Genomic DNA, 25,533 nt, shown 5'->3' with positions numbered 1-25,533 from the left:
TGAGCACCTTTTATCATTTGTTGTATTTACATATAATTAACCCATTTCTTCTGAGCTTTCATCTGAAAGACTGTAATCACTAGAATGAATGCCAGAAGCAGGACAACGATTGCTGAACCATACCCTTTATTACTATATTTAAAGGAGTTATTGTAGAATAAGTAAACCAGGGAAACGCTATTGTTATAAGCCGGATTCGCAACATCTACCATCATGTAAATCACATCAAATACCTGCATTGCAGTTATAATACTGGTAACTGCAACAAAAAATAACGTAGGGGATACTAACGGAAGTGTAATATGAAAAAACTGATACAGGGAAGATGCCCCATCAATATTACTTGCTTCATAAAAATCTTTCGGTATTTCCTGTAAGCCTGCCAGTAAAATAACCATACTGTAACCAATGCAGCTCCAAATACCAATAATAATAATGGAGAACAGGGCTATCTTCGGATCCTCTGTCCATTTTACTTTGTCTAGTCCAAGACCTGCTAAAAAGTGATTAATAAAGCCGAAATTGTAGTTATATAACCATCTCCATACCATGGTTACTGCGGCCGGAGCTGCTACCATAGGTATGAAATATATGGTCCGGTAAATACCTTTGCCCTTTATCTGTTTATTTAAAACCACCGCAATGATTAAGGCGATTGCTATGGTAACCGGCACCATCAGACAAGTATAGATCAGTGTATTCCGCACAGCATACCAGATCTGCACATCCATAAACATTTTTTTATAATTGGTTAGTCCGATAAATACATTTTTTTTCCCAAAAGCCCCACTTTTAAAAAAGCTCATATAAATAGTCTGAATAATTGGAATAATATTCAGTATAAAGATTCCTATTATTGTTGGTGCCACCATTATGTATGCCCATTTCCATTCATTTAACCGGTTTTTTGGAATCTTTTTTCTTCCGGCAATATTCTTGCTCTCTGCCATGTTCTAAAGCCTCCTTTGAACTCTTAAGCCTAGGAAAGGGACTGCTGCAAAATTTTATATTTTACAATTTTGCAACAGACCCTATTAAGGTATTATGAGTTACGATACTTATTTCTGCTCTACGGCAATCGCATCATTCATCATACTTGCCACATTCTTACAAGCTGCTTCAACATCTCCGCCATTCGTATATACATCTGTTAAAAGTTCATAAGCCTTATCTTCCCACACACTCGTCTGATTGGTGTAAGGTCTGATCTGTGCGTAAGATACCATATCTAAGTATGACTGGACATTGAACCCGGGATATGCTTTTAGAAACGCATCGGCAGTTCCGTTGTAGGCAGAAATAGCAATACCAAGTTCTGCCTGTTTCATCTGTCCCGCTTGATTACTAAGATATTCAATCCATTTCCAGGACTCCTCCGGATGCTTCGTTGTTGCTGCGATACAGTTGCCCAACCCGTTAAATATAGATGCCTTGCCACCGTTATTGGATTTTGGAAGCACGGTAACATCACAGTTCTTGGCTATATAATCATTTGCAGCAAAGCCTGATAAATTCCAGGAGCCAAAAAGTGCCATGGCTACTAAACCATTCTGAAAGGCTTCTGCTCTTTCAGCATCATTCGTAATGGCAGGGGATAATCCATTTCTGACAAAATCGAAGTAGTATTTCATGGCTTCTATGGTTTTAGGATCATCATATCCGGATTTCCTGTCGTCCGTAACAATAGTTCCGCCGTTTTGGTATACAAAATTATAATAACCTTCCTGACTATGCAGTGCTGCAAGAAAACCGTACTGAGAACCATCTTTCTTGGTTAACTTCTCCGCTGCTGCCTTTAAATCATCCCAGGTCCAGGTATCATTGGGATAGGCTACACCGGCTGCATCAAACATTGTCTTGTTATACCATAAACCAATGGTATCGTAATCTTTTGGAATCGCGTATTGTTTGCCGTTTAAGTTATAAATCTGATCCAGCCCCTCCGGATAATTGGCCAAATCAATATCCTTGCTATTCTTAATATAGTCTGTAAGGTCTAGGAGCTGATCGTTGGAGGCATAATAATAGATATTATTGGAATGCATCCAGAAGGTATCCGGTAAGGAGCCGCCTGTGGCTGCTGCCTCTAAGGAAGTCCAGTAATCCGCCCAGCCATTGATCTGGATTTCGACATGAATGCCGGTTTCCCCTTCAAAAGCATCTGCAATCTGCTGTATTAATTTCGCCTGATTGGTATCCCAAAGCCCATAGGTTATTGTCACGCCCTTACCGGAAGTGTCGGCTTTTGGGGTTTCTGCTGCCTGTGTGTTTTCCGCTGCTGTTGAATCTGTTGTCGAACCTGCCGTTTCTTTCGTGTTATCCTTTTTTGCACAGCCCGCCATAAGTACAATTACCATTACAAGACTTAATAAAACACATATTGTCTTTTTATTTATTGTCTTCTTATTCATTGTTTTTTCCTCCTCTTGTTTTGTTCGTTTTGAACTGTAAATATTTTACCATTATCTACAGCTTTTAGAAATGGAATTTTGTTATATGTATATGTATAAATGTGTTTTACTTTGGGTTCTTTGTTTATATTCACCAATACTGTGGGCTTTAGTGAGACTTTACTTAGGATAGGTAAAGGGCTACTTGGCTAATTTGGGGTATTGATGGGCTGTCGCAAAAATGGCAGGTTATGGAACCTGGGCATAGAATAAGGATTATATTTTATAAAAATTTTGTGGAAAGATCGCGCGAATTAGCGGCTGCATTCTCTTTCTTGCAGCCATTCGCGCATACTTTCCATAAAATTTTTATAAAATATAATCCTTATTCTTCCCAGGTAATTTAGTCTTTGATTTTTGCGACAGCCCTAATTTACTCTATGAATGTTGTTTATCGCATCCTTTTCTGCTGATATAGCTCCCGTAATAATTGCAATTTTCTTTTCCATCCTATTCTCCCCTCAACTATATAGCTATCTGAATTGTGTACACAATGATAATAATTTTCGAGTTTCCCAATTACCTATGAACTTGTATAATCACAAAACATAATATTTACAGATTATGGCTCCTCATAGAGCCCCATATGTTTCAGCTCCCGTTAACATGTTCCCATAACAGGGGTAGCAGCTCTTTCTTCTAAGTTTTAAATAGACTTAGAATATTGCCTACATTCACTCTAAACTTTCTATTTCTTCCAGTATAAAATCGACCATACTTCTTATATAGTCCTTCAAAAAGTCAAGCTTCCCACCTGCGACTTCATATATTTCACTAATAGATCTAGAGAAACCTAGGCTTAATGAATCTTTAAAGGTTATGATTATTTTTTCTCTATTCTGTTTGTAGTTTTTATATACCTCCAGTGCGCCTAGTTGAGCAATAGCATAAGAAATAACATATAGGGGCTGTATTATCATTAACTGCTCTTTGTACCAACCCAAACTCTTCTCCTCATCTAAACCTGTCCAATCTATACTCACATTAAATCTATCTTCTAATAATCTCACATATTTAGATCGTCCCAGTGCTGTATGTTCTGGATTTGTATAAAGCCATTGTTCAAAGGAATCTATCATTATATATTTACGCAAAGAAACCAATATATCGTAAGCCCTAATTTCGGGGTATGTCTAAAAAATATTCCGGATCCTATTGCTAGAATTCCGGAATATTTCCCAGACTAATATTTTAGTATATATTAAGCTTAATTATTATTATCAGAGATTACTATCAAGAACTATATCTAAAAGTTTTTCAAAATGTCACGCAACCCTTATATAGCCTCGATAACTATTTGATAATGATAAAAACCTTTACCAATGCAATATTCTGGATGAATATTTTTTGTCCAGCCGGTATCTCCACCCACACCTGCATGTTTATAATCCACATTCAAATAAACCTTATCATCTTTTACAATTTCATCCGCATAAGTAGCAGCGTCGCAAGCTGAGATTGAATAGTCATGAATATCAAAGTGAAATGGTAGAGCACCAGATACATACAATCCTTGCCCTTTATTATTACCTACGACCAGGTATCTTACATCCTCTTTTCCACCACATTCCACAGGTTTGATATAAGGGGTATATTGTTCAGTGACATTACTGGTATATTTGCCGATCATAGCTGATGTTTTTCGGTCACAATAATTTTCCCAAGGACCTCTTCCATACCAGGTTATTTGATTATGATCGGCAGGAAGAACAAAGGTAAGTCCAATTCTCGGTATTGTATTTGTGGAACAGTTGTTAATTACGGTCTTATTAATCTCGATACCTTCGCTTCCAATCCGATATTGTGTAAATACCTTAAATAATCCGTTCTGATAACTAACTTCCGTAAAAATAAATGTTTGTGTTTCTGTTATGGCTGTTTTAATACTTAAGACGTTGATTTTAAGATCGTTGAGGCTCTCATGTTTCCATTCCCAAGCATAATTTCTACCTGGCTCTTTGGTGCCTTCATCAATTCCTGTTGCAGGCCTGTAGAAATTATCATGTCCACCTGTCAATCTGACCTCCCCTTTCAAAATTACTTTCTGAAAAGAACAAGTTTTTTTATCAAAACAAATTTCAGTATTCTGACCTGTGATAATAATTTCATGATCTAATTCAATCGTTGTTATCTTCTCACCGGTTATACATGTTTCTTTCTTGGTGTGTACGGATTGCTCTAAAGGAAGTTGATATGTATAAATTACATACCCTGCCTTAGCATAAAATGTATCTTCTCTAAGTGATACCTTAATATTAAGATAAGCTTCTCCCTTAATATTATTATGTTTCAATGGCAGATCTAAAAGCTCCGCTTCACCTGCCGGTGTAAAATATTGTCTAAATTCCCCTAGATCAACAATTTCACCATTACATTCTAGATTCCAGTTAATTCTTAAGTGGCTGAGATTGATAAACTGATAGTTATTTTTAATTTTATAACCGCCGCCGAAAAGAGGATGTACATCATAAATGACTTTTACAGGTGTCTGGCAATTCTTTACTTCATATGCAGCCGGCTTCCAGCTAAGATCCGGAAAAATCACTCCATTAAGGCACATATCTAATGCCGGATCCACAACTGTTTCATTAAAGGCTCCGCCATAGACATACTTCCTAGTTCCGTCTTCCTTCAATTGTGTTAAAGCCTTATCTTGAAAATCCCAGATAAATCCACCTTGAAAACGCGGATATTTATCAACAAGCTCCCAGAATTCGATGAAGTTTCCATTACTATTGCTTTTTGCATAAGCATATTCACACATAATGAAAGGTCTTAGATCCGTCATATCTGACATCTTTTCTTCAATCCAGTCTTTTGAAGGGTACATCGGTACGTTAATATCCGTAATATTTGATCCAGGATTATAAGATTCATATTGAACATATCTGGTTTTATCATATTCTTTGATCCATCCATACATAGCAGCATGATTCATACCATACCCTGATTCATTACCAAGGGACCAGAGAATTATGGAAGGATGGTTTTTATCTCTAAGAACCATACGAGTAGCACGTTCCATATAAGCAGCAGTCCATTCAGGAGAGGAACTTAACTGACCACCATAGCCATGAGTCTCAAGATTCGTTTCATCAACAAGATAGATTCCAAGTTCGTTGCACAGGTCATACCATTGGTTCACATGTGGATAATGGCTATTGCGAACGGCGTTAAAATTCAACTGCTTCATACAGATAATCTGTTTGCGCATATATTCATCTGTAATATATCTTCCGGTTTCAGGGCAAAATTCGTGTAGATTAACACCTCGTACAATGAGACGTTTTCCATTAATATAAAGGACCCCATCCTTAAGGATTTCAATTTTACGAAAGCCCACCTTTGAACTTTCTATATCTGTGATATTTCCAGCTCCATCAACGGTCTCCATAACCAAAGTATATAAATACGGATCCTCAGCCGACCATAAATTTGGTTCCATTACTTTAACAGATGTAACTGCTGTAAACTTAGGCATCAAATAGAAACCACATTTTGCATAAGGTTCACTTTGAATTGTAGTAACTAATTCCTTGTTCGCATTATATAAGCTTAATCTAACAAAGCTTTCTCCATAGCCTCTAACTGTATTATTTGGAACAAGCGTAATTTTCAATTCTGACTCTTTAAAGTTTTCATTCTCGAATAAGGTTTCAATCTTATAGTCAAATATACGTTGCTTTGCTTTCGCACAAATCCTAACATCACGATAGATACCGGATAAATGCCAATAATCCTGATCCTCGAGATAAGTACCATCACAGAATTGAAGAACTTTTACTGCCAGAACATTAGTGCCCTTTTTAACCGCTTGAGTAATGTCAAAAGAAGCATCCAACTTGCTGTCCTGTGAATATCCAATTTCAATGCCATTTACATAGAGATAAAAACAGGATTCAACTCCTCCGAATTCAATCAATATGTCTTTACCTTCATAATAATCGGGAATTTCAAAAGTAGTACGATAACACCCCGTCAAATTTTTCTCCGGTACAAAAGGTGCATTTAGTTCTACCTGTCCCTTCGCAATCTCTAATTCAAAATGCGAATCGGCTCCTTCTCTTTCAAAAGGATACAACATATTCGTATACACCGGCTTTCCATATCCATGAAGTTCCCAATTGGACGGTACAGGTACCATATCCCAATCTTTATCTTCATAATTAACATTTTGAAATCCTTCAGGTACCTTTAAAGGACTTTCTGAAAGCTTAAATTTCCACATACCATTCAGGATTTGTACATACTTTGAAACAGACCGATCACAGTCTAATGCCTGTTCCACTGTTTCGTATGCACCATAGGGTGAATGCATCGGGTAACGATTTTTCTGTGTTAAATATTGATTTTCCCAATCTCTGTTCATATTATCCTCTATTCTTGCGCACAGTCTTTGCGCATAACAAGTTTGTGGTGCGCAAGCACAAACTTGCGGTTGAAAAATTTATTTTTCAACCTATCACCCATGCATATCGTAAGCTGGCTTGCGATACTGCCCAAATAAGAAGTGTGAAATGTTTTATTTCACACTATCCTCCTATTTGTCTTATCTGGTATAGCTATATCATTAATTTATTACTTGTATTAATTTAATACCTATTATACAATTAGATAAACCCTTGCAAAATGTTTTGTTTGGTAATTCTTTTATCCAATTTGGTAATGCTAATGACAGGAAGGATACCTATGAAGCTAGAAATGAAAAAAGAAGTAATTTATCGTTGTATCGGAACTGATTTCACGAATGGGATATTAGCCTGTGGTTATATGACAAAAACCACAAAGGATCAATCGCAATATAATTTTCTTATTGATTATTATAGTTGCTTTTTATTATTATCCGGAAACGGATTTTATTATACTGCTGACAATAAGAAGCTTCCCATACAGGCAGGCGATTTTGTACAGCGAATCCCAGGGGTTAGCCATAGTACAGAAGTCGTCCCTGATGGAAACTGGCTTGAATTCTTTATTAGTTTCGGCCGCACAACCTACAATTATCTAAACAGTCTGAATCTTATTCCTACCAACATACCTGTTGGAAAAGGTAATTATAATGATACGACCATTCAGAAGTTGTCAAGACTATTAACCTTATTAAAAGAGGCGGATGATTCTGATTTACCTTTTCTATCACTTCAGGCTCAGGAGTTACTTTTGACAATATTGCTATCATCGAACAAAAATCCTGGTACAGAGTCATTCAAGGAATCTATGAACGAAGCCTGCAGATTACTATCTTCAGAAATCAGCTCTGAGATTCCTTTGGTAGAGATTGCTGCAAAAATCAATATGAGCTATGAGAATTTCAGAAAACAATTTCGTAAATATATTGGTACCTCTCCGTCTCAATATCGTATTGAACAGCGTATCAAGAAGGCTAGACTCATGCTTTTATCCGGCATTTCTATTAAAGAAACTGCTTTACTTACTGGGTACAGTGATACCTATTCCTTCACAAAACAATTTACCCATTCGGTAGGTATATCTCCCGGACGTTATATGAAGGAGAATTAAGCAAATAGTGACTTTAGTTATATTACAATAATTGTTCTTTTCCCCACTCTTAAATAAGTAGCAAGACTGGCGTAAAATGACTTTTGAATGGTAAATTATTACTATTTCAAAAGTCATTAAAAAGAAGCCTATTAAGTTAGTTTAGAAAAGGCTATTTCTCTTGTGAAGTTTTAAAGAAATTTAGTATAAATTTGCATTTTAGTCTAAATTCTTTACCGTACCTAAATCTATTATATTATTTTTTTAAATACAACCAATGCATCACACATTTCAAGATATATAATCTCCGATTTCGAACAATTGCTCAAGTATTCAGTATATAATTGTAAACGCTCACTCATGATACGGCTCACCACTGTTTATCCTATAAGCCAAGCCTTGGCCGTAAAATCACAATCAATAACTCCATATTCTTTTATTAATTCACGGTTTTCCAGAAAATCAAGGCTAATTTCTTTGGAATTCTCAAATCTATGGGCAATTACTAACTGTTTCTTACCGTACTCTCTTATTACAAGCTGTTCTCCCTGGGGATTATTATAGCTTTTTGTACTGTTTTCACATAGTATTGTTTTTCCGTATTTTATGATATCCGCTGCTTCTTTATAAAATTCCATTCCCTCCTCAATGAGGTTCCACTGTTCCTCTGACAAATCATAGATATCGCCGCTTAAGCACATTCTGCCAAAGAAAGTACTGATTATGGAATAATAGATTCTCTGATTGCTGTCACTGCCCCGCATGACTGCCCAAATCTGACTTTGAGAGGGTTGTATTACCCGATGCATATTTGCCGCAATTATCGGTATGGCAGTGGTTTCATGGGCATCGGAAAAGCTTGCCTGGGATACCAGTTCCATCATGGAGGGTTCTAATCTGTGTCCTCCGCTGGAGCAGTTTTCAATTACGATATCCGGTATTTCCGCTTTGATCTTTCTGAAAAATTCCTGGGTAGATAGAATTCTCTGTCTTAATCCTTCTCCCAGACTTTCTGCACCGTCACAGCCAATTCCAATGGTATCATTATAATCAATTTTAATATAACCAAATCCGCATTCTTTCAGGGTCTGTATAACTGATTTGTTCAGATACTCCTTAACCCAGGGGTCGGACATGTCCCAAAAACGTTTATCTCCTACGGTTAATACGACGCCGTCTTTTTTCAATAAATGCTCTGAGTTGTCCCAGTGTTTCGAAAGTCTGCCCACGGATTCAAATTCAAACCAAAGCCCTGGAATCATACCGCATTCCCTGATATAATCCGCTGCTTTTTTTAAGCCCCCGGGGAACTTTTCATAGTTGATATCCCAGTCTCCGATACTGGCCCACCAGCCTTCATTTTTACCATACCAGCCGGAATCGATTACCAGGTACTTAACTGCCTTATCCTTTAACTGATTGCAGATTTTCTTGATGTTTTCAAGGGTTGGATTCCCCCAGGTCGTACAATATTCATTAAACATAATACCCATATCCTGATCCAGTTCAGATATATCAGGTCTTTGTGCCTTCACCAGTTTATCGCACACCTCATAAAGTGAGTTTCCCCTGGCAATGACTGTTTTGGGAGTGGTAAAGGTTTCCCCTGGTGCAATATGTTTAAACCAGTGCCCAAAATCACGATCTGCAATTCCTCCCACAAGTGAAAGGGTTTCATCCTCTTTGCACAAAATTTCAATCTGCCAGGAATAGGGACTGTATAACTGAACCGCTGTAAATTCATGGGTTTCACTGTTTTCCAAGGCAATAAACGGAAAATACTTCCGTACCGGCATCGAACCTAAATTGCCGAATTTTTCGACTCTCATGCCACACCGGTTCCAGGAGGGTTCTAAATGTAGTTCCTCTATAGTTTCTGTCCTGAGTTTTCCCTCTGCGCTCCAAAAGGACTGGAGTCTATGGATTTTATCCGCTTTGATTCCCTGTAAAGCAAAGGAGGAGAGCATCTCTAAAGTTGTACCTTCTGTTCCTTTATTCTCAAATAAAGTACTGACTTCAACAGTATCCTTATTATGTACCATATTAAGGGTTACATAATGATTGGTATTATTTTTATAAACTATTTTGCTATCCTCAACCTGGATTTTCTCAAGCCCTCTTGTGGATTCACCTCCACATAAGGTCAGACCATTGGAAAATCCCCCGTTATGGGCATCTTTTCTAAGTTTCATTTCTACATAATATTCCATGGTATCTTCCTTTCTCATAGTTAATAAGCAGGGACTTAAAGCATGATTTTTTTGTTATCACACAGTTAAGTCCCTTTACCGTCTTTTACAGATGTATAATCTTAATTAAATAATTTGATTCTAAGGATAGCAGCAGCTTCTTCCGGAAATAAGACTCTGAAATACCGAAGTGTTTTTCCGCCCAGACTAATATCCAAAAAAGAATTAACCGCATTGTCCTTACCTACTGCTATTACCTCGAAATCAACTCCATTATCTGAAATGCTGATTTCATAAGGCTTGGTGTTAATCTCTTCAAAAAATAGTTCTCCGCGTTTTACCGGTTTTGCCCCCTCAAGATCCACCATAATCCACTCACCAGATTTCTTTTCTCCGGCACGCCAGGGTTTGGTACTGTCCTGATCCGTTACATTTCTGGCAGCATAGTCCGGTTCTTCGCTACTTGCAAATACCGGTCTGCTGACACCAATGTTGAAACTCTTATCACTTTTTGGATTACCCATAACTGAGGGGGGCGGCAATAATTCCTTACGCTTTTGGTTCTCCCAGTGTTCCTCTCCGGTGGTATTTATAATAAGTTCACCGGTAACCAGCCCTTTTGCTTTGGCCGTTATTCGGTTTTCACCTGCGTAATAGGAACGCAGCTCAATTGCTCCAAGACCTTCATAAAAATTCTTATTCTCCGGTGATAAGACAAAGCGTTTTCCTGTGGGGAAAACTGCCCCGCCCCTTACAACCTCTAACTCGACTTCCATCGAATTGGATATCCGGTTACCACTCTGGTCAATGATTTCTACTGTAATAAAAGCATCCTCTGTGCCATCCGTCGCCATAGAGTTCCGGTCCGATGTAATTCTCACTGCATAAGGAATCCCTTCTTTTACAGGCTCCGGTTGCTTAATTCCCAAAAGCTTCTCCCGGTACCAGTACCAGAGATTTAGGGGCAGTCTGTAATAATCAATCATTCCCAGGTATCCCATATTCCATAAGATGCTTCCATGATGGAAGGCACACCATAATGCCTTGCCGGAACGCCAGGGGTAATCCATATCCATGTCCGCAGGTACAATACTGCCGGGACGGTTACTTTCTTCATAGCTGCCATACTCGGAAACAAAGTTTGGAAAGCCCGGATCATGAAATATGGTTGCTCCGTCACCATTATACCCTGCAATATCCCCCAGGCTATCAAAGCCCCCTCTCTGGGCTCCGCCAACTGCTGCCGGACGGGTGGGGTCTTCTTCATGGCTTACCAGTACCAGCCTCTTTACAAGACTTTTTGCCTTATCCATAACTTCCGCGGTAGAAAAAAATGGTTCATTGCACATACTCCACACAATAATGCTTGGATGATTCCGATTGGTTCGTATCATCTCCTTTAGTGTGACAATACAGCTCTCTTCAAATTCAGGCTGGTCTTCTTCCTTTATGGGATAACCACTGCTGGTCCAATACCCCTCTTCCTTTGGTCCTCCGGTCCCCCAAAAACAATTTTCCGACCAAAATAAGACACCTTGTTTATCACATTCCTCGGCAAATACCGTATGATGGGGATAATGGGAACCTCTGATGAAATTCATACCGCAGTCCTTAACCATTTTAACATCCCTTTGTATTCCAGAATGTGTAACCGCATCGCTCCATCCGGCATGATCCTGATGGACATTAGCTCCATTGATATCGTAGTGTTCTCCGTTAAGGAAAAACCCTTGATCGGGAGTAAAGGAAAACCAGCGGATTCCAAAAACAGTTTCATAACTGTCATATAAATCTTCTCCAACATAAAGATAACTTTTCAGACTATATAACTCTGGTGTATCCGGATGCCATAATTTAGGTTCCTGGATCCTATCACTCTGTCGAAAAACCATCTGGCTCTTAGCCTTAAGTTTACTTGTACCAGAAACCCTCATTACCTCTTTTCCTTGATATTCAATGACCGAAACCAGTCTGCAAGTAAGGCTTGAATCCGTTTCATTTATTACCTCAGTATTGATATCAATAACCGCTTCTTCCCTTGATACAATAGGAGTGGTAACAAAAGTACCATACCAGCTTACATGTACCGGTTCTGTAACCAAAAGACTTACATCCCGGTATATCCCTCCATTAAATACATGTTCTCCGGCCCGCGGCGCAAGCCTTGGATTCCAGTTATTATTCAGCCGGACGAATAATAAGTTATCTCCTGATACGGCAAAAGGCGTAATATCAATTTCAAATGCAGTATATCCGCCTTTATGCATCCCGGCTAATTGACCATTTAAATAAATTTCAGCTTCCTGAAATGCTCCCTGGAATTCAAGAGATAATTTCTTACCAATAAAAGCCTGATCCACAAAGAGTATTTTCCGGTAACATCCATAACCAACATAAAATTCATTTTCCTGAAAGTATGGTATACCAAAGGAATGAGGAATACCGATATCATACCAGTCATTATCCTTGTATTGAAAGCTCTTTGCATCAGGATAATCCCCATGCATAAATTTCCAATTATTATTTTGAAGCAGTTTAAGCCTGCCTGTTCTGTTTATCATTTCGTTTCTTATCTCCTGAGTTGTCCTTTTACTAATTAACTGGAAGTTAACCTATTGCATTAGTTGAATTTCATAAACACCATTTCCGTCACAGAATACTTTCGTTCCATCGTAAGTAATGGTTACCTTTTGCTCTGAAACTACCCTGGTAATTCCTTCTGGCAGTACTAGACAGCACGTTCCGCCTTTTTCGGCAAGAATACTGCCGGTAATAACCTTTCCGTCCTTCCATTCCAAGGAAACCCTAAGAGCGCCTTTCGCCTTTAGTCCGTTTATCTGCCCACAGTCCCAGGTTTTTGGCAAGGCAGGCAGAAAGGTAAGTTCACCGTTAATACATTGTAACAGCATTTCTGCAATTCCTGCCGTTCCTCCAAAATTACCGTCAATCTGAAACGGAGGATGACAGTCAAATAGATTAGGATAGGTGGATTTTGTCAGCAGATCCCTGATATTTTCTCCTGCTTTATCACCGTCCCTGAGTCTGGCCCACATAGTAATAATCCAGGCTCTTGACCAGCCGGTATGCCCGCCTCCGTTTTTAAGACGTCTTTCTAAGGTTACTCTTGCTGCCTCCATTAATTCCGGAGTTTTCTCATAAGTAATCTGCTCTGACGGATATAAGGCATATAGATGGGAAATATGACGGTGACCCGGTTCTAGTTCCTCATAATCCTCCGCCCATTCCATTAACTGACCGTACTTTCCGACGGAAAGCTCCGGTAGACGAGGTAACATTGTTTTTAGCTTCTCTGTTAAAGCATCCTCACAACCGGTAAGTTTTGCCCCCCTGATACAAGCCTGGAATAAATCTCTGGTAATCTCCGTATCCATAGAAGGTCCAATGCAAAGCTGTCCCTCTTGTCCACTTTGATGAAGGTAGGTATTTTCCGGTGATATAGACGGTCCTGTTACCAGTTTTCCCAGATGGTTTTCAAAGAGATAATCTGCCAGGAATAAACTGGCTTCCTTTATGAGATCCATATTTTCTTTTAAAAACTTAAGATCCAGGGTATATTCATAGTGGTTCCAGATATGGGTGCAAAGCCAGGCTGCCCCCATAGGCCAGAGAGTAGATGGCATTACCGTATCCTGGGGAGCGCAGTCTCCGAATAAATCTGTATTATGATGGGCAACAAATCCAGATAGACCGTACATATCCTTTGCAACCTTTTGACCAAAGGGAAGCATTCTGCGGACCAATTCAAACAGGGGCAGATGGCATTCTGACAGATTACAGCTTTCTGCAGGCCAGTAATTCATCTCCGTATTAATATTAATGGTATATTTACTACCCCAGGCCGGATGCTCATTCCGGTTCCAGATACCTTGCAGATTCGCTGGCTGTGATCCGGGTCTGCTGCTTGAGATCAATAAATATCTGCCGAACTGATAATAAGCTGCTATCAGTCCCAAATCCTCTTCTCCCTGTGCCATCGCTTTTAGTCTTTCAGGAATCGTCCTTTCATCCGTAGAAGACTTACCTAAGGAGAATTGAACACGGTCATAATAACTTTTATATTCTTTTATATGTTTTGATTTCACCTCATCATAAGGCAGCTTAAGTACCGCTTCAAGCTTATTCCTGCACCAGAGGACCGGGTCTTCCTGATAGAAATCACTTCGGATGGATAGATAAACCGTAAAGGAATCTGCGTCTTTCACACGGATCTGATCTCTGTGGATCTCCACCGTTCCGCCTTCCTCCTTAATTGCAGCCATAACAAGGTAGCGACAGCCCTCTGCCCCCTCCTTTACGGTCATAGCTATGATATGGTCGGATAGTTTTTCGATTTTTTCTACATTACTGCGGAAAAAGGTTAAGGTCAGACAGCCATTTACCTTTTCTTCTCCTTTGCTCTCCTGGTGGAGAGCGATTACCTGATGGACAGCACTTGCAAAATACTCTCTTTGATACTTCCTGGCTTCAATTTCATATTCCATTGTTACAAGGGCCTGATTCAAGTCCAGATATCTTTTATAATTCTTATACTCCTCTTTTTCCTCATGGAAATCAAAGAAGATTTCACCGGCAGTACTATAATTTCTCTGCTGGTCAGGTACCGGCATCAGCGTATCCTCTGCCAGTTCCTGAGCCTTTGAAACCATTCCGTCTAAAAGTAACTCCCGGATCTTTTGGTAATTGTCCTTGGCTTCTGTGTTTACACGGTTTCTCCCCCCGTTACCATACCAGATGGTATCCTCATTCAATTGTAATTTGTCTCTTTGTACACCACCAAAAACCATAGCTCCCAGATTTCCGTTACCAATTGGTGTTGCTTCATTCCATATTTCTTCACTGTCCGGTCTGAATCTTTGATAAGGCACCGGTCTGTCATATAGTAATCGATTCGTCTCCATAAGGAATCCTCCAGACTAAATTAAAGTAAACGATTGTAAAGCTGCACTGCCTTCTCCACGGTAAGTAATATAAATTGCCTGTACACCGTCGGGAATAGCAATATCTCCCTTATATTCTTTCCATATATTGCTAAACCCAACTGGGATACTTCCAAGTGACTTCCCATCCCAGGAGGTTTTTATCTCAAATTCACCTCTGCAATAGCCTCGTACTTTAATTGCAACTTGTTTCACTCCTTTACAATCAAAATATTTAAAACCGGCAGATGCCATATCACGCATATTCTGGATATAACCTGTTTCTTCATCCCCATCTCTGCCGTCCTGAGTTATTTTAGGGAACCGGCTGTCCATCCACATGCCTCCAAGTGGGGTATAGATTTCTTCGTCTCTGCAAAAGAGGTTGCAGGCTAAATAAGCTGGATATTCCCCCTTACCCAGTAAAGGTCCCCCATTTAGTCCGCAGGAGGTCATCTCCGGCTGTATGATTGATCCGTCTTCTAAAAACTGAATGGGTTCTGCACAGCCTTGACGGCTGAAGTTGGTGCCATCCGTATGCCGGTGGTAAAATATATACCATTGACCTTTAATTTCAACGATACTACCATGGTTATTAGACCCGTAAAACATAGGTTTTCTGGCTGGTTTATAGGAATGGATGTGCATATCACAGTTACTGCTTACTACTCCGCCGTATACAAAATCCTTGGTAGGCGATTTGCTGGTTGCATAACATAATTCATGCATCACAATAGAGGAATAAATAAAATAATAAGTATCACCCCTTTTTCGCATAGACGGCGCTTCAAAAAATTCATGTTCAATAAAGGAACTGCCTTCACTAAAGGGCTCGCTTGGGGCAATAAATACCGGTTCTTCTATAATGGTAAGCATATCCGGTCCTAATACCGTAGCCATGGGACCGCTTCTTGACTTATCCCCTACGCCGCAGAAACCAGTATATAAATAAGTTCTTTCGCCTTCGGTTAAGACTCCCGGATCAAACTGGGGTTCGTCTCCCTTTCTTTCTCCTAAACGGGTTCCATCTGCATAATGTACATATCCATAAAATTCATATCTCCCAGCAGGTTCGTCACATACCGCAACGGACACAATACTTACTTTATCCAATACATAATAAAGATAATACCGTCCGTCCGGTCCAAGGGTTACATCCGGAGCATACAAGCACATGCTGCCGTCCTTATTAAGGGGATCGGATACCTTTGGATAAATTACCCCTTCATATCTCCAGTCCCCCAGGTCATCTACCGGAGCCGACCAGCATACATAATCATTTAAACAATAAGCATTGCCCCTGAAACGGTCATGAGAGCCATATACATAAATACGGTCTCCGAATACGTAAGGTTCCCCGTCAGGTATATATTCCCAGGACGGAAGATATGGATTAAAGGCCTGTTTTTTCATAAATAATTCCTCCATTTTTATGTGATTTTTTTCTGAATATTGATGAATGATTAATTATAGAATACAGGATTTTATGATTCAATGATGAATACTAAGGCTTATATGAACTATATTAATAATTAATTCAAACTTCCCGGTTCCTGCACTGGTATACCTGATAAATCAGCATTGAAAGTACCTTAGAAAACATTGATTATGCTATTTTCATAAGCTAGTATTCTTCGACTGAAAATTTTTATGAATTCAATTCTGAATCTGAATGAAGTACTAATGAAGCATGGCATAAATAATGCATAATATAAAAAGGAACCGCTGCAAAACTATAAGGAAATTCCCCTGTAAAGAATACGGATAATTATGCAAAATATAATCCATACACTACGCTTGGGTTTTGTAACCTTACAATTTTGCAGCAGCACCCACTTTTTAGCAATATTCTTATGACTATTTAGCCTTTATTACTTACCAGCTGCCTTCATATATGCATCATAGCATTTCTGATAACGGGCAATATAGTCCTCTACTCCCATATCCTTTAATTTACTGATATAGTTATTCCAATCTTTGTCAATATCCATGTTGCCGGTAATAAACTGAACAGTAGCCTGGTTTACAAAACCACCGATGGTCAGGGTATATTCAGATATGGCCTGGCTGTCTTCCCCTTCAAAAGCAAGGTTTGGAATTAAAGAGTTAACATCTGGGGAATATTTTTCATATTTTTCAGCTGCTTTTTGGAATACATATTCTACATCGACTTCGGGATTTTCAACCTTTAAGGCAGAACGGAAATCAACGGTACTGGACCTAAACATAGCATCGGAAGTGTAAGCTTTGTTAGCATAATTTTTAGGGAATCCGTTGCCAACCCAGTCAAAATCGTCCGGAATTGTATGTGTCTCATATTTCGGAGTACCATCTCCCAGAGAAGTTCCCTCTGTTGTCCAGTCCCAGCCAAAGCCTTCCGGTCCATAAGCCTGTACATTCGTAGCTTCTTCTGAGGCCAGGAAGTCAAATAATGCAGCTGCTATTACAGGGTATTTGCAGTTTGCTGATATACTTCCTATGGAAGAACCAAAGTAAGTGGTAATACCTCTGGCCGCCAGTCTTACGCCCTCTGGACCTGCAACTGGTTCAAGGCATTGCCAGTTCTGCCAGTCACCAGGTTTTTTAGCCCAGAAATTATCTCCATCAGCAGTAATACCACCGCCGGCATACAAGCCTACCAGGTGACCATTATCACTGCTTAAAACTGAATTAAACTGGGTATTATCCTGAGTAAAGGTCTGATTATCCAGTAAACCTTCTTTATAAAGTTTATTCATATATTTTAGTGCCTCTTTATACTGATCCTTCATTACAGAGTACTCAATCTTACCATCATTAACAACCAGTCCGGCCGCTACGGTTGGATTCGTATTGCTTAATGGATTATTACACTGTACAAAAGAGTTAATCATCCAAACAGTAGGATCTGTTGCCCAGCCGCCGATATAACCGGTCATAGGTACTTCATCTGCAATACCATTTCCATTGGGATCCTGTGTTTTCACTTTTTTCATGTATTCATATAATTCATCGGTAGTCTGAGGAACTTTACCGCCATTAAGTTTTTCTACCCATGGCATATAAATCCACATTCTGTTCTGGAACATACAATGGAAACATTCATTCTCATCACCATATGTATAGATATTCCCGTCAGTCATGGTTATATCTGCTTTTCTGGTAGGACTCTTTTCATTATTGGCATTCCAGTTTGGTGCATCTTTTAAATAATCGTTAAGGGGCAGAATCAGTCCCTGCTGTCCATAAGACTGTACTTCTGATTTTGTCCAGTTGGTAGCTAAAAAGATATCCGGCAGGCTGGAGGCATCTGTCATAACCAGGTTTAATTTGGTTTTTGCATCATCACCATCTAAATCATATACATAATTTAAATGGATATTTGTTTTTTCCTCAATCCAGTCAGTTACATAATTGTCCTGGTAAGTACCGCCACCGGTAGCAGTAGCGTATACAAAGACAGTTAAATCAAGCTTTTGCTTTAGTGGAAAAGTTACATCTTTCACAGATTTGAAATTAAACGGATCTTCTGAAGACGTTGATTTCGCATCATCTGTTTTGGGTTCGGAAGTTTTCGTGTCTGATTTACCACAACCTCCCAATAATGATACTACCATAGCCATTATAACTAATAGTGATATCATGCGTTTGTTAGAAAACCTTCTCTTTTTCATAATATTTCCTCCTATTATTTATATATAAACCTAAAAAGGTTCATACTCAACCTTTAACAGAACCAATCATAACGCCCTTTACAAAGTATTTTTGTACAAATGGGTATACAATCATTAAGGGAAGACTGCTGATTATAATTGTTCCATACTTTAACATTTCGCTTAAATAACGGTTCTTTGCCACCATAATCGGGTCCACATTAGCAGAGGATAAGTCCACCTGGGACATCAGAAGAATTTTTCTGAGTACCAACTGTAATGGGTATTTATCCACGGAATTAATATAAATCATAGGGTTAAAATAAGAATTCCATAAGGAAACCGTTACCCAAAGACTAAGCACTGCTATGATTGGTTTGGACAGTGGTATTACTATTTTGGAAAAGAATTTAAAATCGGTACAGCCATCCATCTTTGAGGCTTCCAGTAATTCTTTTGGAATAGTCTGATTAAAAAATGTTCTTGCTACGATTACATTATAGGCACTGACTGCACCGGGCAGGACGATTGCCCACATGGTATTAATCAACTTCAGATTCTTTATTAATAAGAAGGTAGGTATTAAACCGCCGGAAAACATCATAGTAAATAAGAAAATCCCGGTAAATATTTTTCTTCCCCTAAAATCATCCCTGGATAAAGGATACGCTGCAAACAGGGTCAGGACGATACTGATTAAAGCGCCACAGACCGTATAAACTACTGAATTTTGAAAACCGGTCCAAATTGATTTATATTTAAATACTGTTTTGTAGCTGTCTAAGGTAAATCCTACCGGAAAAAGTTTAACCTTTCCGGACGTCAGCGCATCACCGCTGCTGAAGGAGCAGCTAATAATATAGATAATAGGATATAACACTACAATTAACAGCAGAGTGAGCAATATATAATTGATAAAATAAACAACTTTATCCTGTGTTATTCTTCTACTCTTCATAATTTTCCCCTTTGCATACCGCAAATCCTACTTACGGCACTGCCAATATAACAAGCTGAATGAATTCTTGTATGGCATCCTTTCTGTGTTTCATATTTTCTTTCAACTTTTGATGCAGCCGGAAAATGGCGCATGCTAGTTTTGTTTACATAAAACCATTTCCCGATACTTTATTTGCAATTTTATTAGCAGTAAGTATCAGAATTAATCCAACCAGTGACTGGAATAATCCGATTGCGGTAGAATACGGATAATCCGGAAATGTGGAAACCAATGATACTTTATAGGAATAAGTCGTAATAATCTCAGAGGTAATCAGGTTATTCTGGTTCTGCATAGCAAGAACTTTCTCATAACCTACATTTAAAAGACTTCCCATATTTAAAATCATCATAATAACCACTGTAGGAATAATTGCCGGTATATCTACGTAACGTATTCTCTGTAAAAGAGTAGCACCATCAATAATGGCCGCTTCATGCTGTTCCATGTCAACTCCAGCCAGGGCAGCAATATATATAATAGCGCTAAAACCGATTCCCTGCCAGACACCGCTCCATACATACAGGGATGGAAACAGGCTAGCACTGCCAAGTACATTAATTCCGAAGTGATTATAAAGCACACTGCCGATTACACCGGTTCTGTTGTCCATGAGTATATTAATAATTCCTACGAATACGATGGTAGATATAAAATATGGACAATAGGTAATCAACTGGACAGCTTTTTTAAACACAACATTCTTAGCGTAATTTAAGGAAATTGCTAAGAATATGGAACAAGGTATGCTCACCACCATAGAATAAATGGAAACAACCAGTGTATTTCGAAGACATTCTTTAAAGTTATAGTTTTTAAAGAATCTAATAAAATTATTAAAACCATAATTATCAGCCCATGGGCTATCCCATATTCCAAGACTTACCTTATAATTCTTAAAAGCAAGTATAACACCATACATGGGACCATAAGCAAATAGCAGTAATACAATTAAAGGCAGTGCTATCATAAAATATAATTGCCAGTGAGCCTGAAAATATTTTATAAAGCTTCCTTTTTTCTGAATTGATACATTAGCTTTATTACTGTTAAGCAATTCGTTCACCTCTTCCTTTTCTTTTTTCCATCATTGCACACTACCGGCCAAAAATATATATACAATACTTTTTTTCCACTATTCATATTTTAAGAACCCGCTGTTTTCAAGGCTTTCATGACATTTGGCTGACTTGCTAAAGAGGGTTTTAAATGATATAATTACTGCATCAGGTCCCATCAAAAGCAAAATATAGAACGGAATAAAAATCTGAGACAGTTAAAAAAAGGTGGTTTCGTATGTTTACATTAAAAAAAGAGAAAAAGAAAAAAATGCATATTGATATTTACAGTGACGACTGCGTGATTTATCAGGGGAGATGGGATGATCTTCCTTTATCAGAGAATATTATTATCGAAAAAAGCATTGATTTTTTTAATGACCCGGAACCCTGCTATATCCATAGGGATGCAGTCAGGGTCCGGTTACTGGCAGAATTAGAAGCCGGTCTGAATCGTAATTTTTTATCCGTACCGCCCCAGTGGCTGGATACGTTAACCGCTATGACCGGGTTTTCACTGATAAGCCGGGTAGAATTTTCAGAAAAATAATAAAAGTATAAATAACAGCAGGAATAGAAATCCATATATTAATTTAACTGCAGGCATTCCCTGTAGAGTGAATCTGGATACCGCCAGCAGATTCCTGCTTTTATTTATAATAAAGATAATAATTCCCTGAGGTATGCACATAGCCAGAACATAGATCAAAAGCATCCAGAACACGATAAAGGTCATCTCCTGTTTCTCATTTACCATGTATAATATGGACGCCGCATAGAGCTGTCCCGTACAAAAGAATTCACCTGCCGATATCACCACGCCAAGCATAAACAGCACCGGCAGCAAAAACGTTCTTGGTATATTCCCAAGTTTATTAATAACAGTATGATTAAAGTGCCTTAGCTTTTTAGGTAGCTGTACAATAATTCTGCCGTAATTCTTTTTTCTTGCATTCCAGAAATCAATAAAGTTTAATATACTCAAAACCAGCGCTAACATTGCAAAACACAGGGTCAGGATTTGTTCTATACGGGTAAAATAAACTTCCTTAATTACACTGAAAACAAAAAATGCTCCCATTCCCATAACCAGATAAGCAAGTATCTTTCCAGCCATATAACTGAGACTTCCTTTTATAAAATCTCTTCCGGACATTAAAAGCAGGGATAAAACCATTAATAACATGGAGGCAGCGCAGGGATTTAGTCCATTTAACAACCCGGTAGCCCCAAGCCTTAATAAATCCTTTCCCCCTATTTTATCCTTTCCTCCGGAGGGTTCTAACGCTGTCCTTGAAAAGCCCATGGCACTGCCATTTTCAATTACCTTTACCAGATTATCTTTGATCGCAGCCTCTCCTGACAGGAAACCATTCTGATAAAATACAAGAGGAACCTGCTGTTTGTCTCCTGGAACTTCATATTGCTTCATCAGTGCATTCAGCAATTCCAAATTCCCTGAATCCAATATATTACACTCAATAAGTTTTACTTTTGATACTGTATTACCCTGTTCTTTCTTCATTATATATTCGGTTTTTACATTGTTTTGAATAAAATTTTTTACTTGTGCACAGCTGTCACAGGAATATGTTGTAAAGAGTAAAAGAATACTATCACTAGGATCAGCATTCTCAATCATGCTCCTGACATCCTTATCCTTACTTGTATCTTCATTAGTATCCTTATTTATATCTTCACTTGTATCCTTGTTTATATCTTCACTTATATCCTTGTTTATGTCTTCACTTGTATCCTTGTTTATATCTTCACTTGTATCCTTGCTTATGTCTTCGCTTGCATCCTTGCTTATATCTTCGCTTGCATCCTTGCTTATGTCTTCGCTTGTATCCTTATTTATTTCGTTGTCTTTATCTATATCGTCATCTAACTCCTGACTGATTTGCTCACTTATGACCCTGCCGAGCTGACTGCCAATTTCCTCATAACTACCCCCATAAATTTTCCCCTCCATCAAAGCAAAAGGTACCTTGGCATCCAATTCAGATATGTTCAGGGTTTTGATACGCTTATCCGTATATTCTTTATCTTGTTCTTTAAATACATTATAGGCAATACAGGTTATGTCAACATCCGGGTTTAACTTTAAGATATTTTCTCTGATCGTTTTATCAAATTTTTCATTCTCCTTACAGGATTCACAAGGACCATTATAGAACAGTTCCACTTTAATCTTACCGGAACTGTTCTTGGCTACCTCCTTACCATCAACCTGCGTTTTTAGGAAGTTAAACCGAAACAACAGAACAGACAGACAAAGTACTGCAACAAGGATAACGCTCCATACTAATTTCTTGTTTTTATCCATTCCTAACCCTCTCATTCCTTATTTTTTTCTGTACTCGGAAGCGCTGATTCCTGTTACCCGCTTAAAAGCCCGGCAGAAAGAATTAACAGAACCGTAACCTACATTCTCAGAAATTTCTCCAATAGACAGATTGGTCTTTTCTAAAAATTCCTTTGCCTTATCTATTCTTATTCCTTCCATATAGGTAGAAAAATTAATTCCCAGGGACTGCTTAAATATACTGGATAAATAAGGTTCACTAATACTGAATAGATCTGCTACGCTGGTAAGAGACAGGTTTTTATCACCGTAATTTATATCAATATAAGAAGCGATGGAAGTTGTAATAGCAGAGGTATCCTTAAGTTTTTTCTTATCGCCAACCCCCTTACATACTGTCCGGTAGAGGTTTAAGGTAAGGGTAATCTGATTTAGCAGGGTCGCATTGCTATTTTCCTCTAGTTTATTATAATAGGTACGATATTCCGATTCATCTGCCCCAATCCGGCGGATGATACGAAATAGTGCGGTCTGCAATTCATTTAAAAGCATATGCTGGAGGTAAACCGGCAGATTGTTCTCAATAAAATACTTCTTGATAACATCCTCCAAGGCATCATGAAGTCCCTCATTATCCCCTGCCATTACATAATGCATAAGTTTAAGAGAAAAATCCTGGGGCGGATAGGACGGTATATTTACAAAATTATTAATATACCAGATAACGGTATTATCAATCTGTCCGTTTTCATTCTGGAACATATATACTGCATTGTTGTAGGAGTCCTTCAGTTCGGTTAAGCTCTCCACCTCATTACCACCATATACAAAGAACTGCTCTGAGACATTCGCAGGCATGGTCTCCTTGATATTCTTAATCTTTTGTTCTGCTTCTTCTTTAAAATATCCGCTGTATTTCTTATCAATACTTAAGAGCAGTACTACCTGATTACCGTCAATATTCGTATAAAGGCTGTCCGGTATTATTGTTTTTAATACTTCAATCAGTGAAAGAATACAAGAGTTAATCAGTTTTAGATCAGCTTCTACTATTTTATCTATTTCTGTATTGAAGCGGAATATCAGAATGTCAAAGACTCTGTCTTTGTGGGGCAACCCAATATTATCTGCTATGATGGACGCCTCTTCCTCCGTGGTGAAATTTCCGTATAACAATCGGTTAAAAAAAGCATTTCTCAAAAACGGCTTCTGGCTTTCAATCACCCGTGCCATATCGGTATTGGTATTTACCAGATGATTAAACGTCTCTTTTAAACTTAAAAATACTGCCTGATGGCCTTTAAATTGTTCTGTAGTGTGGGAAACTTCTTTCATAATATCATTAATGGGGGTAGCACTTCTCTTTGACATATAATAGCTCAATATAATTCCCACCGTAATAGCAACAAAAATAAAAACAGCCAGCACGAATATACTATACATGCTCCTGCTGTTAACTGCCACCATTGGCTGCAGCATATAATATTCCAGTCCGGATTTGTCTGAGGCATACCGGATTACCAGATATTTTTCTTTGTCAAGCAGAACTGTCTGATTCTCAGGGTTCTTATTTTGGGTAATGACCGTTTCAACCCTATGGCTTACTTCTTTTCTGTCCACTTGTTTTGGCTCACCCTGGGCTTTATAATACAAAAGCCTTCCATGAAAATCTTTTATAAATTGTATACTATTCTCAGCTCTTGCCGGCATTAAGGTTTCTAATACCGTATCCTTAAACAGGATCTGTATCCTGCTTTTGCCGTTATAATCCCCGTAAATCATTGGTCTCGTATAGGCAATCATATTTATAGAGGTTTTGGTTTTAAACGTATACGCTTCCATTGGACTTAATCCGTAAACCACATTGTCCTCTTTCATATGCCGGTACCAGTCCTCGTAACTTTCATACCTGTCTTCCTTAAGATAAAGGTCATAAAAGTCCTTGTATGTATAGGCAATCTGTCTATTTACTACTGTTTCACTTTTATCAAAAAAGATATAATAATCAAATATCGACTGATTAATAGCATACAGGTCCGGCAGCATGGCATGCAATTCATATACCTTATAAGAATTCGGACCATCAAAAGCTGTGGACATTCTCTTAAAGCTATTGACACCCGTATTGGTGGCAAGACTGTCTCCTAAATAAGAAACTTCATTCAGCATCGTATCTACTAGAACCGCAGCATGTTTTAGCTCTGTTTTCCTGGCCTGAATATCGTCATTGCCAATAACCGAAATCATTCTTACATAATAACCGCTACAGATGAATAAAGGAATAAATAATACAATAAAATACGTCACCATAAATTGATACAAAATGGTATGGGCCTTCGATTTTCTAAATAATTTAAAAGTTCTTTTTCCATTTTGCTTCATAACAGGTCTCCTTATGAGAAATATTATTTTTGAATTATGTAAATAGAAATAAAAAGAGGTGCTGCAAAAAAGTAAAGG

General features: G+C 38.4%; 15 protein-coding genes. 2 read left to right on the top strand and 13 right to left on the bottom strand.

All coding sequences use genetic code 11. The features are described from left to right. Positions 1–26 precede the first annotated feature (26 nt). From QA584_RS06025 to QA584_RS06010, 4 genes are all read right to left on the bottom strand, one after another. Positions 27–950: a carbohydrate ABC transporter permease gene (locus QA584_RS06025; RefSeq protein ID WP_278273607.1), complete on the bottom strand. Its 924-nt coding sequence runs from the start codon at positions 948–950 to the stop codon at positions 27–29. Positions 951–1,058: 108 nt separating this feature from the next. After that, on the bottom strand, positions 1,059–2,411 hold the full coding sequence (locus tag QA584_RS06020; RefSeq protein ID WP_278273606.1) for an ABC transporter substrate-binding protein: 1,353 nt from the start codon (positions 2,409–2,411) through the stop codon (positions 1,059–1,061). Positions 2,412–3,124: 713 nt separating this feature from the next. Beyond that, positions 3,125–3,460, bottom strand: a complete 336-nt coding sequence (locus QA584_RS06015; protein WP_278273605.1) for a hypothetical protein — start codon at positions 3,458–3,460, stop codon at positions 3,125–3,127. A gap of 266 nt (positions 3,461–3,726) precedes the next feature. Further along, positions 3,727–6,819: a glycoside hydrolase family 2 TIM barrel-domain containing protein gene (locus QA584_RS06010; protein WP_278273604.1), complete on the bottom strand. Its 3,093-nt coding sequence runs from the start codon at positions 6,817–6,819 to the stop codon at positions 3,727–3,729. A 320-nt stretch (positions 6,820–7,139) separates the two neighbouring features. Between QA584_RS06010 and QA584_RS06005 the strand changes: the two genes are divergently transcribed. Further along, a complete protein-coding gene (locus QA584_RS06005) occupies positions 7,140–7,970 on the top strand; it encodes a helix-turn-helix domain-containing protein (RefSeq protein ID WP_278273603.1) in 831 nt (276 codons plus the stop codon). Between the two features lie 359 nt (positions 7,971–8,329). Here the strand turns inward: QA584_RS06005 and QA584_RS06000 are convergent, their stop codons facing one another. From QA584_RS06000 to QA584_RS05970, 7 genes are all read right to left on the bottom strand, one after another. After that, entirely contained in the window at positions 8,330–10,159 is a 1,830-nt protein-coding gene (locus tag QA584_RS06000) for a glycoside hydrolase family 36 protein (protein ID WP_278273602.1), read from the bottom strand. A gap of 101 nt (positions 10,160–10,260) precedes the next feature. Next, positions 10,261–12,699, bottom strand: coding sequence for a glycoside hydrolase family 2 protein (locus tag QA584_RS05995; protein ID WP_278273601.1), 2,439 nt, complete (start codon positions 12,697–12,699; stop codon positions 10,261–10,263). Between the two features lie 51 nt (positions 12,700–12,750). Then, positions 12,751–15,057: a glycoside hydrolase family 95 protein gene (locus QA584_RS05990; RefSeq protein WP_278273600.1), complete on the bottom strand. Its 2,307-nt coding sequence runs from the start codon at positions 15,055–15,057 to the stop codon at positions 12,751–12,753. Between the two features lie 15 nt (positions 15,058–15,072). After that, a complete protein-coding gene (locus QA584_RS05985; protein WP_278273599.1) occupies positions 15,073–16,488 on the bottom strand; it encodes a family 43 glycosylhydrolase in 1,416 nt (471 codons plus the stop codon). Positions 16,489–16,946: 458 nt separating this feature from the next. Then, a complete protein-coding gene (locus tag QA584_RS05980; protein WP_278273598.1) occupies positions 16,947–18,728 on the bottom strand; it encodes a DUF3502 domain-containing protein in 1,782 nt (593 codons plus the stop codon). Between the two features lie 46 nt (positions 18,729–18,774). Continuing rightward, positions 18,775–19,665 (bottom strand): carbohydrate ABC transporter permease, encoded by an 891-nt coding sequence (locus tag QA584_RS05975; protein ID WP_278273597.1) that lies wholly within the window; start codon positions 19,663–19,665, stop codon positions 18,775–18,777. Between the two features lie 145 nt (positions 19,666–19,810). After that, positions 19,811–20,764, bottom strand: coding sequence for an ABC transporter permease (locus QA584_RS05970; RefSeq protein ID WP_278273596.1), 954 nt, complete (start codon positions 20,762–20,764; stop codon positions 19,811–19,813). Between the two features lie 239 nt (positions 20,765–21,003). Here QA584_RS05970 and QA584_RS05965 point away from each other — a divergent pair, with 239 nt between their 5' ends. Beyond that, positions 21,004–21,315, top strand: a complete 312-nt coding sequence (locus QA584_RS05965) for a hypothetical protein (protein ID WP_278273595.1) — start codon at positions 21,004–21,006, stop codon at positions 21,313–21,315. Here the strand turns inward: QA584_RS05965 and QA584_RS05960 are convergent. Together QA584_RS05960 and QA584_RS05955 are read right to left on the bottom strand one after the other, a co-directional pair. Beyond that, a complete protein-coding gene (locus tag QA584_RS05960; protein WP_278273594.1) occupies positions 21,304–23,094 on the bottom strand; it encodes a hypothetical protein in 1,791 nt (596 codons plus the stop codon). The genes QA584_RS05965 and QA584_RS05960 overlap by 12 nt on opposite strands. Positions 23,095–23,112: 18 nt before the next feature. Continuing rightward, positions 23,113–25,455 carry a helix-turn-helix transcriptional regulator gene (locus tag QA584_RS05955; protein WP_278273593.1) on the bottom strand — a complete coding sequence of 781 codons (2,343 nt, stop codon included), beginning with the start codon at positions 25,453–25,455 and terminating at the stop codon, positions 23,113–23,115. Positions 25,456–25,533 lie beyond the last annotated feature (78 nt).

It is taken from the genome of Anaerocolumna sp. AGMB13025 (assembly GCF_029689925.1).
Classification (GTDB): Bacteria; Bacillota; Clostridia; order Lachnospirales; family Lachnospiraceae; genus Anaerocolumna.
This window is presented reverse-complemented; position numbering and strand designations above follow the sequence as displayed.

Bases quoted from the DNA above. Each gene is read 5' to 3' on its own strand.
- QA584_RS06025 (WP_278273607.1), bottom strand. From the start codon at position 950: ATGGCAGAGAGCAAGAATATTGCCGGAAGAAAAAAGATTCCAAAAAAC.
- QA584_RS06020 (WP_278273606.1), bottom strand. From the start codon at position 2,411: ATGAATAAGAAGACAATAAATAAAAAGACAATATGTGTTTTATTAAGT.
- QA584_RS06010 (WP_278273604.1), bottom strand. From the start codon at position 6,819: ATGAACAGAGATTGGGAAAATCAATATTTAACACAGAAAAATCGTTAC.
- QA584_RS06005 (WP_278273603.1), top strand. From the start codon at position 7,140: ATGAAGCTAGAAATGAAAAAAGAAGTAATTTATCGTTGTATCGGAACT.
- QA584_RS06000 (WP_278273602.1), bottom strand. From the start codon at position 10,159: ATGGAATATTATGTAGAAATGAAACTTAGAAAAGATGCCCATAACGGG.
- QA584_RS05995 (WP_278273601.1), bottom strand. From the start codon at position 12,699: ATGATAAACAGAACAGGCAGGCTTAAACTGCTTCAAAATAATAATTGG.
- QA584_RS05990 (WP_278273600.1), bottom strand. From the start codon at position 15,057: ATGGAGACGAATCGATTACTATATGACAGACCGGTGCCTTATCAAAGA.
- QA584_RS05985 (WP_278273599.1), bottom strand. From the start codon at position 16,488: ATGAAAAAACAGGCCTTTAATCCATATCTTCCGTCCTGGGAATATATA.
- QA584_RS05980 (WP_278273598.1), bottom strand. From the start codon at position 18,728: ATGAAAAAGAGAAGGTTTTCTAACAAACGCATGATATCACTATTAGTT.
- QA584_RS05975 (WP_278273597.1), bottom strand. From the start codon at position 19,665: ATGAAGAGTAGAAGAATAACACAGGATAAAGTTGTTTATTTTATCAAT.
- QA584_RS05965 (WP_278273595.1), top strand. From the start codon at position 21,004: ATGTTTACATTAAAAAAAGAGAAAAAGAAAAAAATGCATATTGATATT.
- QA584_RS05960 (WP_278273594.1), bottom strand. From the start codon at position 23,094: ATGGATAAAAACAAGAAATTAGTATGGAGCGTTATCCTTGTTGCAGTA.
- QA584_RS05955 (WP_278273593.1), bottom strand. From the start codon at position 25,455: ATGAAGCAAAATGGAAAAAGAACTTTTAAATTATTTAGAAAATCGAAG.